The 12,980-nt window shown below is 66.9% G+C and carries 10 protein-coding genes and 2 pseudogenes; 6 read left to right on the forward strand and 6 right to left on the reverse strand.

The features are described 5' to 3' along the window. The first annotated feature begins 209 nt into the window (after nt 1-209). From FPZ47_RS23305 to FPZ47_RS23315, 3 genes and pseudogenes are all read left to right on the forward strand, one after another. Nucleotides 210-2,969: a heterodisulfide reductase-related iron-sulfur binding cluster gene (locus FPZ47_RS23305; protein WP_144955848.1), complete on the forward strand. Its 2,760-nt coding sequence runs from the start codon at nt 210-212 to the stop codon at nt 2,967-2,969. A gap of 32 nt (nt 2,970-3,001) precedes the next feature. Beyond that, a pseudogene (locus tag FPZ47_RS23310) lies at nt 3,002-4,290 on the forward strand (pyridoxal phosphate-dependent aminotransferase). A gap of 20 nt (nt 4,291-4,310) precedes the next feature. Continuing rightward, nucleotides 4,311-5,585, forward strand: a complete 1,275-nt coding sequence (locus FPZ47_RS23315; protein ID WP_144955845.1) for a YibE/F family protein — start codon at nt 4,311-4,313, stop codon at nt 5,583-5,585. Here the strand turns inward: FPZ47_RS23315 and rfbA are convergent. From rfbA to FPZ47_RS23330, 3 genes are read right to left on the reverse strand one after another with little or no spacing between them, the layout of a single operon-like run. Further along, the gene (gene rfbA, locus FPZ47_RS23320) at nt 5,533-6,402 is read right to left on the reverse strand and encodes a glucose-1-phosphate thymidylyltransferase RfbA (protein WP_144955842.1); all 870 of its coding nucleotides are present in this window, start codon (nt 6,400-6,402) and stop codon (nt 5,533-5,535) included. The two genes, FPZ47_RS23315 and rfbA, sit on opposite strands and share 53 nt — an antisense overlap. A gap of 50 nt (nt 6,403-6,452) precedes the next feature. After that, on the reverse strand, nt 6,453-6,827 hold the full coding sequence (locus tag FPZ47_RS23325) for a nuclear transport factor 2 family protein (protein ID WP_144955839.1): 375 nt from the start codon (nt 6,825-6,827) through the stop codon (nt 6,453-6,455). Nucleotides 6,828-6,855: 28 nt separating this feature from the next. Further along, nucleotides 6,856-7,611, reverse strand: a complete 756-nt coding sequence (locus FPZ47_RS23330; RefSeq protein WP_144955851.1) for a maleylpyruvate isomerase family mycothiol-dependent enzyme — start codon at nt 7,609-7,611, stop codon at nt 6,856-6,858. Between the two features lie 193 nt (nt 7,612-7,804). Here FPZ47_RS23330 and FPZ47_RS23335 point away from each other — a divergent pair, with 193 nt between their 5' ends. From FPZ47_RS23335 to FPZ47_RS30770, 3 genes and pseudogenes are all read left to right on the forward strand, one after another. Further along, the gene (locus FPZ47_RS23335) at nt 7,805-7,984 is read left to right on the forward strand and encodes a hypothetical protein (RefSeq protein ID WP_144955835.1); all 180 of its coding nucleotides are present in this window, start codon (nt 7,805-7,807) and stop codon (nt 7,982-7,984) included. 342 nt (nt 7,985-8,326) lie between these two features. Then, nucleotides 8,327-9,061 (forward strand): GAF and ANTAR domain-containing protein, encoded by a 735-nt coding sequence (locus FPZ47_RS23340; protein ID WP_144955832.1) that lies wholly within the window; start codon nt 8,327-8,329, stop codon nt 9,059-9,061. 117 nt (nt 9,062-9,178) lie between these two features. Then, nucleotides 9,179-9,368: pseudogene (locus tag FPZ47_RS30770) on the forward strand (hypothetical protein); the annotation flags it as partial. Nucleotides 9,369-9,668: 300 nt separating this feature from the next. On the opposite strand, the gene FPZ47_RS23345 reads toward FPZ47_RS30770, so the two are convergent. The 3 genes from FPZ47_RS23345 to FPZ47_RS23355 form a co-directional block, all read right to left on the reverse strand. Beyond that, entirely contained in the window at nt 9,669-10,223 is a 555-nt protein-coding gene (locus FPZ47_RS23345; protein ID WP_144955829.1) for a PIN domain-containing protein, read from the reverse strand. Next, nucleotides 10,220-11,335 (reverse strand): helix-turn-helix domain-containing protein, encoded by a 1,116-nt coding sequence (locus FPZ47_RS23350; protein WP_145039623.1) that lies wholly within the window; start codon nt 11,333-11,335, stop codon nt 10,220-10,222. The genes FPZ47_RS23345 and FPZ47_RS23350 overlap by 4 nt, the downstream gene beginning before the upstream one ends. Nucleotides 11,336-11,410: 75 nt before the next feature. After that, entirely contained in the window at nt 11,411-12,895 is a 1,485-nt protein-coding gene (locus FPZ47_RS23355) for an ApeA N-terminal domain 1-containing protein (protein ID WP_144955823.1), read from the reverse strand. Between the last annotated feature and the right edge of the window lie 85 nt (nt 12,896-12,980).

The following is a 12,980-nucleotide window of genomic DNA, read 5'->3' on the forward strand; positions in this document are numbered from 1 at the left end:
GACCGGCCCCACCCTCCCCGGGGGCCATTGACGCGGCGGGGCGGCGGCGGGACCGGCTCCACGCGGGCCTGAACCGCAGGCCAGGGGCATCGGTGAACGCCAGGTTAGGGCACCCTTTCTCGCGGCGAAAGCCGCGGGGATGCAACTATGAGCAGGGCTAAGCAGGCAAATCAAGCAGGCTGATCAACGATGCATTGGGGAGACCTTCTGTGACCACGCAGATGCTCATCAGACTGACCGTGGGCATGGGCATGACCCTGGTCGTGCTCACTATGGCCGCCCGGCGGGTCTGGTGGCTGTTCAAGCTGACGACGTCCGGACAGCCGGCCCCCGGCCACACCGACGACCCCGGCCGGCGGATCTGGACGGAGATCTCCGAGGTCTTCGGGCAGCGCCGGCTGCTCAAATGGTCGGTCCCCGGCCTGGCGCACTTCTTCACCATGTGGGGATTCTTCATCCTGCTCACGGTCTACATCGAAGCCTACGGGTTCCTGTTCCAGGCCAACTTCCACATCCCGATCATCGGCCGCTGGGAGGCTCTGGGCTTCCTGCAGGACTTCTTCGCCACCGCGGTCTTCCTGGGCATCACGACCTTCGCGATCATCCGGCTGACGCGCAGCCCGCGCGAGATCGGCCGCTCGTCCCGGTTCTACGGGTCGCACACCGGCGGCGCCTGGCTGGTCCTGTTCATGATCTTCAACGTCATCTTGACCTATGTGTTCGTCCGCGGATCCGCGGTGAACAACGGCACCCTGCCCTACGGCAAGGGGGCGTTCCTGTCGCAGCTGTTCGGTGCGATCCTGCGTCCGCTCGGCCAGCCGGCCAACGAGATCATCGAGACGACGGCGCTGCTCGCGCACATCGCGGTCATGCTGGCGTTCCTGATCATCGTGCTGCACTCCAAGCACCTGCACATCTTCACGGCGCCGATCAACGTCATCTTCAAGCGGTTGCCCGACGCGCTGGGGCCGCTGCTGCCGATCGAGGCCGACGGCAAGCCGATCGACTTCGACAACCCGCCCGACGACGCGCGGTTCGGCCGCGGCAAGATCGAGGACTTCAGCTGGAAGGCCATGCTGGACTTCGCGACCTGCACCGAATGCGGCCGCTGCCAGTCGCAGTGCCCGGCCTGGAACACCGGCAAGCCGCTGTCGCCCAAGCTGGTCATCATGGACCTGCGCGACCACTGGATGGCCAAGGCGCCGTACATCCTGGGCGAGAAGCAGGCGGAGCCACTCGAGGGTCTCGACCTCGAAACGGTTCACGAACAGGGCCACCACGTGCCGGAGTCCGGGTTCGGCCGGGTGCCCGGCCACGGGCCGGAGCAGGCTGCCCGCCCCCTGGTCGGCACCGCGCAGCAGGGCGGGGTGATCGACCCCGACGTGCTGTGGTCCTGCGTGACGTGCGGGGCCTGCGTCGAGCAGTGCCCGGTGGACATCGAGCACGTCGACCACATCGTCGACATGCGCCGCTACCAGGTGATGATGGAGTCGGAGTTCCCCTCCGAGCTGTCCGGGCTGTTCAAGAACCTGGAGACCAAGGGCAACCCGTGGGGGCAGAACGCCGCCGACCGCACCAACTGGATCGACGAGGTCGACTTCGACGTCCCCGTCTACGGTCAGGACGTCGAGAGCTTCGACGGCTACGAGTACCTGTTCTGGGTGGGCTGCGCGGGCGCCTACGACGACAGAGCCAAGAAGACCACGAAGGCCGTCGCCGAGCTGCTCGCGATCGCCGGGGTGAAGTACCTGGTGCTGGGCGGCGCCGAGTCCTGCAACGGCGACTCGGCGCGCCGCTCGGGCAACGAGTTCCTGTTCCAGCAGCTGGCGCAGCAGGCCGTCGAAACCCTGGACGGGGTGTTCGAGGGGGTGGAGAGCGTCGACCGCAAGGTCGTCGTCACCTGCCCGCACTGCTTCAACACCCTGGGCCGCGAGTACCGCCAGCTGGGCGCCAACTACACGGTGTTGCACCACACCCAGCTGCTCAACCGGTTGATCCGCGACAAGAAGCTGGTCCCGGTCACCCCGGTGTCCCAGGACATCACCTACCACGACCCCTGCTACCTGGGTCGGCACAACAAGGTGTACGAGGCGCCGCGCGAGCTGATCGGGGCCGCCGGGGCCACGCTCACCGAGATGCCGCGGCACGCCGAGCGCAGCTTCTGCTGCGGCGCGGGTGGCGCGCGGATGTGGATGGAAGAGCACATCGGCAAGCGGATCAACCACGAGCGGGTCGACGAGGCCCTGGCCACCGGGGCCGCAACCGTCGCCACCGCTTGCCCGTTCTGCCGGGTGATGGTCACCGACGGGGTCAACGACCGGCAGGAGGAGGCCGGCCGCAGCGGCGTCGAGGTGATGGACGTCGCGCAGATCCTGCTCGGGTCGCTCGACCACGACAAGGCCACGCTGCCGGCGAAGGGCGCCGCCGCCCAGGCGGCGGCGAAGGCCGAGCCGAAGCCCAAGGCCACCCCCAGGGCCGAGGCCGCCGCGCCGGCCGCGCCCGCTGAGGCGCCGGTCAAAGCCGAGCAGCCCGCCGCCGAGCCGGAGAAGGCCGCCAAGGCCCAGGCCAAGTCGGAAGCCCCCGCCGCACCCGCCAAGGGCCTGGGCATCGCCGGCGGCGCCAAACGCCCCGGCGCCAAGAAGACCGCCGCACCCGCGACCCCCGGCAAGGTCCCCGAGAAGGCCCCCGAGAAGGCGGAAAGCGCCCCGGCCCCGGCCCAGGCCAAGCCGGAAGCCCCCGCCGCGCCCGCCAAGGGCCTGGGCATCGCCGCCGGCGCCAAGCGGCCCGGCGCGAAGAAGGCGGCGCCCGATAAGGCACCCGAGACCGCGGATGCCGAGCCGGAGGCCCAGCCGGCATCCGCGCCGAAATCCGAGCCGGCAACGCAGACCGGCGACGCCGAGAAGCCACCGGCTGCCCCCGCCAAAGGGCTGGGCATCGCCCGCGGCGCCCGTCCGCCGGGGAAGCGCTGACCATGCATTCGACGCCGGTCAGCAAAATATCGGTGGACAGTGGTGGCACCATAGTGGCGTGACAACTCACCAGCTGCCCGTGCACGCCCCCGGTCACCACCGGCAGCGGACGTTCGCGCAGTCGTCCAAGCTCCAGGACGTCCTGTACGAGATCCGCGGCCCGGTGCACCAGCACGCCGCGCGGCTGGAGGCCGAGGGGCACCGCATCCTCAAGCTCAACATCGGCAACCCGGCGCCGTTCGGCTTCGAGGCGCCCGACGTGATCATGCGCGACATGATCCAGGCGCTGCCCTACGCCCAGGGCTACTCCGACTCGCAGGGCATCCTGCCCGCCCGGCGCGCGGTGGTCACCCGCTACGAGCTGGTCGAGGGGTTCCCGCGGTTCGACGTCGACGACGTCTACCTGGGCAACGGGTGTTCCGAGCTGATCACGATGACGCTGCAGGCCCTGCTCGACAACGGCGACCAGGTGCTGATCCCGTCGCCGGACTACCCGCTGTGGACGGCCTCGACCTCCCTGGCGGGCGGCACACCCGTGCATTACCTGTGCGACGAGACGCAGGGTTGGCAGCCCGACCTCGCCGACCTGGAGTCCAAGATCACCGAGCGCACCAAGGCGCTGGTCGTGATCAACCCGAACAACCCGACCGGCGCGGTGTACACCCGCGAAGTCCTCACCCGGATGGTCGACCTGGCGCGCCGGCACCAGCTGCTGCTGCTCGCCGACGAGATCTACGACAAGATTCTCTACGACGACGCCGAGCACATCAGCGTGGCCGCGCTCGCGCCCGACATGTTGTGCCTGACCTTCAACGGCCTGTCCAAGGCGTATCGGGTCGCCGGCTACCGGGCCGGCTGGCTGGCGATCACCGGGCCCAAGGACCACGCCGTCAGCTTCATCGAGGGCATCAGCCTGCTGGCCAACATGCGACTGTGCCCCAACGTCCCGGCCCAGCACGGCATCCAGGTCGCCCTCGGCGGCCACCAGAGCATCGAGGACCTGGTGCTGCCCGGGGGCCGGCTGCTCGAGCAGCGCGATGTGGCCTGGGAGAAGCTCAACCAGATCCCGGGCGTGTCCTGCGTGAAGCCGCAGGGCGCGCTGTACGCGTTCCCGCGGCTGGACCCCGAGGTCTACGACATCGACGACGACGAGCAGCTGGTCCTCGACCTGCTGCTGCAGGAGAAGATCCTGGTCACTCAGGGCACCGGCTTCAATTGGCCGGCACCGGATCACCTGCGGATCGTGACGCTGCCCTGGGCCCGGGATCTGGCGGCGGCGATCGAGCGGCTCGGCAACTTCCTGGTCAGCTATCGGCAGTAGCCACCCTTACCGTGGAGCAGGTGACGCACTCACACTCGCACGCACCGTCTTCCGGACCGTCGCCGCTGGGCCCGCTGCCGGCCCGGATCGTCGTCGGCCTGCTGGTTGCGATCGGGGTGGCGGTGCTGGCCGGCGCGGTCGTGCTGTGGCCGAGCCGGCAGCGCGTCGACATCCCGATGCCGTTCCAGAACGCGGCCGGCGGTGCGATCAGCACTCAGGGCGGGCACGTGCTGTCCAGCGGGCTGGGCGACTGCGGCAGCCCCTCGGCGGGCCAGGTGCTCGCCACCGCGCCGGTGTCGGCCGTGCCGGGGGCCGGACGATGCGTGCAGACGCTCATCGCGATCGATTCCGGACCCAACGCCGGGGCCAAGACCCTGCTGGAGTCCTCCCCGGGCCCGGGCCAACCCCGGTTCGCGCCGGGGGACCGCGTCCGGCTCGTCCGGCAGGTCGATGACCAGGGCGCCACCAGCTACTCGTTCTACGACTTCGAACGCGGCTGGGCGCTGGCGGGACTGGCCATCGCCTTCGCGGTGGTGATCGCCGCGGTGGCACGCTGGCGCGGGCTGCTCGCGCTGGTCGGGATCGGGGTGGCGTTCCTGGTGCTGGTGGTGTTCCTGCTGCCGGCGCTGCGGGACGGCGCGCCGGCGGTCCCGGTGGCGCTGGTGGCGTCGGCGACGATCCTCTACGCCGTCATCTACCTGGCCCACGGTGTCAGCCTGCGGACCAGCGCCGCCCTGCTCGGGACGCTGTCGGCGTTGCTGCTGGCCGCCGGATTATCCTGGCTGGCAATACGACTGGCACACCTGACCGGGCTGTCGGATGAGCAGAACGCCACGGTCAGCGCGTATCTGGGCAGCGTGTCGATCAGCGGCCTGCTGCTCGCCGGATTCATCATCGGGTCGCTGGGCGTGCTGAACGACGTGACCGTGACGCAGGCGTCGACGGTATTCGAACTCGCCGTCCTCGGCAGCGCCTCGTCGCGGCGCGCGGTTTTCCTGGGCGCACTGCGGGTGGGCCGTGACCACATCGCCAGCACGGTGTACACGCTGGTGCTGGCGTATGCCGGCAGCTCGCTGCCGTTGCTGTTGCTGTTCAGCGTCGCCAATCGCTCCCTGGGCGACGTGCTGACCGGCGAAGGGGTCGCCGTCGAGCTGGTCCGTTCGGCGGTGGGCGGCATCGCGCTGGCCCTGTCGGTGCCGTTGACGACGGCGATCGCCGCGGTGTTGGCCAAACCGCGACAGGCTAGATCCGACGTTCCAGCAACTCCTGCAGGTAGGCCCCGTACCCGGACTTGAGCAGGGCCTGCGCGCGCTCCGCCAGCTGCTGGTCGCTGATCCAGCCCCGCTGCCAGGCGACTTCCTCCGGGACGCTCACCTTCAGGCCCTGCCGCCGTTCCAGGGTGCGGACGTAGTCGCTGGCGTCCAGCAGCGAGTCGAACGTGCCCGTGTCCAGCCACGCCGTCCCGCGGGCCATCACTTCGACGGAAAGGCGGCCCCGGTTCAGGTAGATCTGGTTGACCTCGGTGATCTCATACTCGCCGCGCGCCGATTTCTTGATGCTCCTGGCGATGTCGATCACGTCGTTGTCGTAGAAATACAGGCCCGGCACGGCGAAGTTGGATTTCGGGGTGGCCGGCTTTTCCTCCAGCGACAGCGCCGTGCCGTCGGCGCTGAACTCGACGACACCGTAGGCCGCCGGGTTGGCCACCCAGTAGGCGAAAATCGCTCCGCCATCCAGGGATTGGAAGCGGCTCAGGCTGGTGCCCAGCCCCGGGCCGTAGAAGATGTTGTCCCCCAGCACCAGGGCCACCGAATCGTTGCCGATGTGGTCCGCGCCGAGGACGAAGGCCTGTGCCAGGCCGTCGGGGCGCTCCTGGGTCACGTAGCTGAGGTTGACGCCGAACTGCGCGCCATCGCCCAGGAGGCGCTGGAAGCCCGCCGCGTCGTGCGGGGTGGTGATCACCAGGATGTCGCGGATCCCGGCCATCATCAGCGTGGACAGCGGGTAGTAGATCATCGGTTTGTCGTAGACCGGCAGCAACTGCTTGCTGATGCCCTGGGTGATCGGGTGCAGGCGCGTGCCGGATCCGCCCGCCAGGATGATGCCGCGCATGTGTGCTTGCTCCTCTACTCAACCCACTACTCGACCCACTACTCAACCCACTACTCGACGAGGTCGCCTTCGGTGAGCTCGGTGGCCGCCAGCGCCGACGCCAGGTCCTCGTGCCGGAAGATCGAGGTGACGTGGTCGTGCACCACCCGAAAGGCCGACGCGGCGCTCGAGACGGCCCCCGGACGGTCCGGGGCGCTGATCTTCTGTTCGACGACCACCACGCCGTCGTGCACGTACATCCGGCCGAGCTCGGCGTTCGAGTTCAGCGAGGCGGCCCAGCGGCGCAGCGCCTCGTGGCCCTGCGCGGCCCCGTGTGCGTCGCCGAACTCGATGTCGTCGCTGGACAGGCTCACCAGAGTGTCCAAATCGCCCTCGTCGAGGGCGTCGTTCCAGGCCAGCACGGTGGCGATCTCCGATGTGGTCATGGTCAGCAAGGTACCGTGTCGCCCCGGCTCAGAGGGGCGTTCGGTCCAGCCAGTTCCGCCAGACGGCGTCGTCGCCGAACAGCTCGATGCCGGTGTCGGCACGCGACACCCGGCGCAGGATCGCCAGCAGCAGGTCGGTGGCGCCGCCGCGCAGCGCGACACTGCCCTTGCCGTGCTGGTGCGTCCAGGCGACGTTGCTGCCGTCGACTCCCACCGTCCATTCGCCCGCTTCGCCCAGCCCCGGATCGGTGGCGTGCAGGTGCAGGGTGTCGCCGTCGTCCAGCGGCAGCGGGTTGCCGTCCCCGCCGGCCTGGATCGCCACGCGTTCGAGCCATTCGGTGATCGCGTCGGCCGCCACGTCGGGCCGGAGGGTGAATTCGGTCCCGAGCGCGAGGGCGGCGTCGGCGCGATGCACCGCCGTTTCGTGTAGCCGGCGCCGGACCCACCAGTTGGCGGGCCGCTGCCCCAGGAAGGTCCACACCGGTGTTTCCGGCCCCGTGGCTTCGACGGCGTCGACGAGCTGCCGGGCACCCGCGCACAACCAGGCGATCGCCTCGGCCGGATCCGGCGGCGGCTTGCCGCCCTCGACCCTGCGGGGGTCGAGGAACTCCTGGAGCCGGTCGCGCACGATCTGCGCCGCCCAGCGGTCACCGCGGCCGACGTGGCGAAAGAGGTGCTGGAAGGTCCAGCCGGGGCACGTCGGCACCGGCGTGGAGTCATCGACGTCGCGAAGCAGGTCCGCGAACGCGCGGTTCTCTTCTAGTAATGCGGCGGCGTAGTCCACGGCGGTCAGGCTACTCGTCGGGTTATCCACGGTTGGAAGTCTGTCCACACGCGGCGACTCGGGCGGCGCCTGCGTCATCGGACGCCACTAAACTTCGAAACTATGTTCGATTGTTCGTTGCCCGACACGCCGGAGTTGCGGGCGGCCGATGACGCGGCGCTGATGGCGGCCATCGGCGGGTGCTCCAGCGCCGATGGCCGCTGCCGCTGCGGGGGCGCGGCGACCGGCCGCCATCGCCGAGTTGGTGGCCCGCCGCGCCGACGGCCCCACCCACTGCGCCATCGAGGTCGACACATTCGTCGCCGACTTCCGCGAACAACACCGCCGCAGGCCACGGCTGCAGCTCGAGTTCGACCGAGCCGGCCCGCCCTGACACCCCGGCTGCGGCAACACCGGTGCCGCGTATCGGCGATCACCGCATCGCGAATCAGCGAAAACTCGGTGCGATACTGGGTGGGTTCGCCGTCTCGCATTCCCCGAAACCTGCTTCCTAGCTAGGGTTGAAGAGGCACTGATCGACACCCGGATCGTCGTCGTTCATGGCGCCCGACAGGTAGGTCAGTGGTCAAGAAACCGCTGCCGGGGCGTTGTTACAGTAATTGTTTGCTGGCGAGTAATTGTTTGCTGGCGAGCGATGGATTGCACGGCGCTCGTCAAAAGTCAAAGCGCCAATGCGATTTACCCGCGTATTTATGCCTAATCCCAGGGGGCAGACATGCCAGAGAAGGCGCTCAATACCTCCGATCCGGCATCGCATGCACTGACAGATATCGCGCGCGCGCTCAGCGATGTCGCTCGGTCGCTGGAGGCTGAGCCGGATCTCCACCACACTGTCGAAGGCATCGTTGCCGCAGTCACCGATACGGTCTCCGGCGCGGCGGATGCCGGGGTGTCGCTGTGGGAAGGCAAGTCACTCCGGACCGTGGCGGCGACCAGTGACTTGGTCGAAAAAGTCAACAACCTTGAGCACAAGTTCAATGAAGGCCCCTGCATCGACGCGCTGCAACTGAGGCGAACCTACCGGATCGACGACATGGCGCACGAGACGCGGTGGCCGACATTTGCCGCGGCCGCCCACGATCACGGCATCCGATCGATGCTCGGATATCGGCTCTTCACCAGCGACAGAACGCTGGGATCGTTAGACCTGTATTCCACACAGCCAAACGCTTTCGATGCTGAGGCCGAAATTGTTGGGGAGTTGTTCGCCGCGCACGCCGCCATCGCAGTGATCGGGTCCACCCAGCACGCCGAATGGCTAACCGCGCTCAATTCCCGCGACACCATCGGGATGGCCAAGGGAATCCTGATGCATCGCGAACAACTCACCGACGAACAAGCCTTCAACTTGCTCGTCTCCACGTCGCAGAGGGCCAACATCAAAATCATCGACCTCGCCGTCTGGCTGGTGGACCAAGCCAACAACACCGGACGCGGACGCGACGAGTAGCGCAAATTGATGTGAAAGTGTCACCGACTGGCCCCGGCTTGTCCGCGCCTCGCGTTTAGCATCCGCGATGGGCGGCCGCGAGCTGAGCGCGGCGGCGCTCCAACGATCGAAACGATAGCCGCGGTGCGGCCGGCGCAGCGCCCCTCCGACGCCCCACCCGAGCCCGGCTATAGCCCTCGGCAGGGTTGCCGGCGGTCGTGCGGTGCCGCGATCTGACGTGTCGCCGGCCGGGCCGGTCGACTGCGACCTCGACCACACGAGCCCCTACGCCCGGGGGGGCCGCACACACGCGGCGAAGGTCAGATGTCGTTAACCTACCCCCTGAGACCAGGCGGCTATCAAAGCTTTCGGACGGTCCGATCTGCCTGGGCTACCGATATTTTCGCTGTCGCGGCCGCCGTCCGCTGGCGCTCCCGTCCGCCGCGACGGACCGAACTGCTCTGCCACGATGACCAGGCGCGACTTTGCCGCTGCCCGATTCACGTGAGAACTTTCTTTACTGCTATCGAGGTGGTGGGCTGTGGGCGGCCTCGGGCGCAGGTGGTGATCGTCGATCCGGCGACCCTGCGGGCCCAATGAGGTGGGCGAGATGTGGATCGCCGAGCCCTCACTCCAGTAGTCCCATTTCGTACGCCCACCCGATAAAGCTCTCGACCTGCGGCAGCCGCATATCTGTGGCCACAAGATCGGCATAGATCCGTTCCGCGGCTTCGGAATCGACCTCGCTGAGGTTCTTGCGCGCTTCGGCGATGATCCACATGGACGTCACAACGCGCGTATCCCTGCTAATGGCCACCGTGCGGGCGTCACTGTCGTCGAGCACCGCGACCATGTGCCGGTGAACGGCGCAGGCCAGCACCGCACACTCGCCCAGATTCTTGGTCGGTGGGTCTCCTTTTCTTGACGGCATATCCGCTTTGATGAGGAGCTGTTGGATCTCCTCGTCGGGGGTGAGGACACCGATTTCGACCCATGGCAGGTCGACGATCGAGGGGATGTCGTAGCCGCGGTCGCGTCCTTCCTCGACCTCGGCATAGACGGAGTCGGGGATCAGGATCACCCCCTGCGGTGCGAGCCGCCGCAGAATGTCCTGGTGTCCGGCGCGGCAGAAGTGGGTGAATGTGGAAGTGTCCATCACCCAGCGGCCAGCAGCGGCACTCACCGTTTCGACTGGATCAGACGCCCGTAGTCAGCGGCGGTCTCGGCACGCTGCTGCGGCAGATCACCCTCCTGGAGCTGGCCACGTAGGAGTTCCACCACACGTGGCGCTGTCAACCGTCGGTCGACGTAGGCAGCCAGGATCGCGGCGGTCAGCTCCGGGGATACCGACGGAGGGGTCAGTTCCTCGGTGGCCAGTGTGATCTGCAGTCGGGCGAACTCACCTACCGCGGGGTTGTCCCGTTCCACGCTGCGGTACTGCTCGGCGGTGATCAGTGCGAGATTGCGTAGATGCAGAATCGCTGCTGACCACGACATCCGAAACGTTCCTGCGACACGGATTATCTTGTCCCGCAGCGTGTCCGACGTATCGTGTCCCCACAGCGCTACGACACCCGCGCGGGGGGCCAGAAGGTGCGCAGCGAATGAGGTGATCATCTGTTCGGCTTCGGCTGTGGCGTTGGAGTCATAAGCGTCGCCGAATAGCCAATGCCCCAGCTCATGCGCCAGCGACATGCGCCTGCGTCCGGCTCTGGCATCGCCGTCGATCACCACGGCGGCTGCCCCGTAGGCGACCTCGACGAGAGCGCCGTCGGCCCCTTTGTCACCCAATGACAACGAGCAGGAGTACAGGCCGAACTGCTCAGCGGCGCCGGCAATGTCCAGCAGCGGGTCTATGCCCAAGCCGAGGTGTCCGCGCACCTGCTGTGCGACGTTCTCGGCGTCGTCATACGACTGAGGGATCGCCCAGGAGGGGCGGTCGGCGACGGCCTTGATTACCCCTGATTCGAGCAACGCGGCCACATCGCCGGCGAACAGTTCCAGCTCCCGGTCCAACCTGGCGGTGATCTCATGGCTGGGCCCGGCGTCGGAGCGCCGACTCACCACCATCGGTAGTGGGTCACGCACGAACCACGCAAGCGGGGTGTCCAGCGCAGCCGCGAGGCCCACCAGCTCGACCGCCGACACCTTGCGCTTACCCTTCTCGATCAGCCCAAGAGCTGTGCGGTCGATCCCGATGCTGGTGGCGAGGTGTTCCTGGGTAAGGTCGAGAGCTTTGCGCGCCTCTGCGATCCGCGTGCCGAGCGTCGTCCCATCCATATGCGCGATTTTCACACATCTGACTCAGGGTGTCGAGCAGCGGAGGCGCGTGGAATGAGCTGACCTGCGGATATGCCTGCGCGGCGTCACCTACAACAGTGCGCCGCCGTCATCCCCTGGCCAATGTTGTCCTGCAAGCCTCATAGCCGATGCCAGCGTGGGGTTGTCGTACACCGCGAATAGCAGCCGTTCCTTCGGGATGCCGAGTTGGTGCAGCAGGTTCATGTACACGACTGCGGTCGTCATCTTCACGATGGCGCTGAGCAGCTTCACGTCGCTGCTGATGTTCTTGCCGCCGTGCGCGACCGGATCGCGTTCTTTCTTGGTCGCGTCAGCCCAGGCTTCAGGGTTGGGCAGGAGCCTGGACATCGCCTCGGCATCAGGGATCGCGGCGAGGTCCAGCAGCTTGGCCCGAAGGGTGCGGGTGTTGTGCCCGAGCTTCTCGCGCAGCCATGTCTTGTGCTGCTCGGGGACATGTTCAAGCAAGGATTTCTTCAGCGCCTTGAACTCGCTCTTGGACATGGGCGGGTCGAAACCGATTCCTTCGTGCAGTGCTTCGGCAGCGCTGACAGCAATGATGAGTTCGGTCTGGAGGTAACCGCTTTGGACGTACAGCAGACCCAGGATCATGTCGAACGTGACGTTGAACTGGCTGCGGATTTTCCACCAGCGGGGGATCAGGGTTTTGAAGTCAACGCCCTCGGTCGCTAGCGTGAAGAGAGCCTTCCGGGTTTCCACTGATGGCGCTTCAGGATCACCAATGACGATGTGCTGCGCTAATGACGTGATCGCGGAACCTACTTGCGCTGCCTGGTCGTTTCGCAGAGCCTCGGAAGGTGTCAGGCTCTCAGACACCACCGCGCATGGACTGTCCATGGCGAACGTGAGTAAGTCCTGAAACACCTTGGCGATGTCATCCCACTCATCGAGTGACTTCGGCTCCGACGAAGTGATCCTGAAGTACGAGGCAGTGAAAGTGGAGGTGTCGATGCCGTGACGTTGGGCATCGCCTGACGGCTCTACATAGCGCCGCCGCAGCTCGATCGTCAGGTCATCCACCGTCACCGTGAGCGGCTCCGCCTGATCCACCTCGACGGACCACCTGCTTCCTCCGGGTAGGTCTGGATGGCGCTCGGTGCGAAGCATGACATCTTCGCGGCGATCCCAAACAGTCAGATTCTCCAGCTCAATCGTTAACCCGCTGAACGCCTTCGCCTCTGGGGCATCGAGGAGAACACCGATGAGAAGCTGCCCGACGTGGATCTCTTGTTCTTTTGCCTCTGGAGAAAACATCACCCGCTTTGATCTTGTGATGAGGCAGTCCAGCAGCGTTACCGGCTTGCCGCCGGCGACACCGTGGATCACAGGGAACCGTCCTGAACCTTCGCCGAAAGCAAAGGCACCGGGCGCCACGCGGGTCACACCGCTTCGGTCGTCAAACCCATAGAGCAGAGAAAGGTTGACGCCGGAGTCGGGCTTATAGGTGAGGATGCCCTGCTGCTCGCCTTGCCCCGATTGCCCTGGCAGCGAGAATTGACCGCGCCAAGTCGCCTCCGAGGATAGGTAGTCGGTCACCTTTGCAGATTAGCGAAGCTTAAGCGGCGCAGCCGTGAGTTTTGAGTCAAGTACGCGGTTGGGGTCGTGAGTGGTCAGGCGGCGA

Origin of the sequence: Mycobacterium helveticum (assembly GCF_007714205.1) — a bacterium.
Lineage (GTDB): Bacteria > Actinomycetota > Actinomycetes > Mycobacteriales > Mycobacteriaceae > Mycobacterium > Mycobacterium helveticum.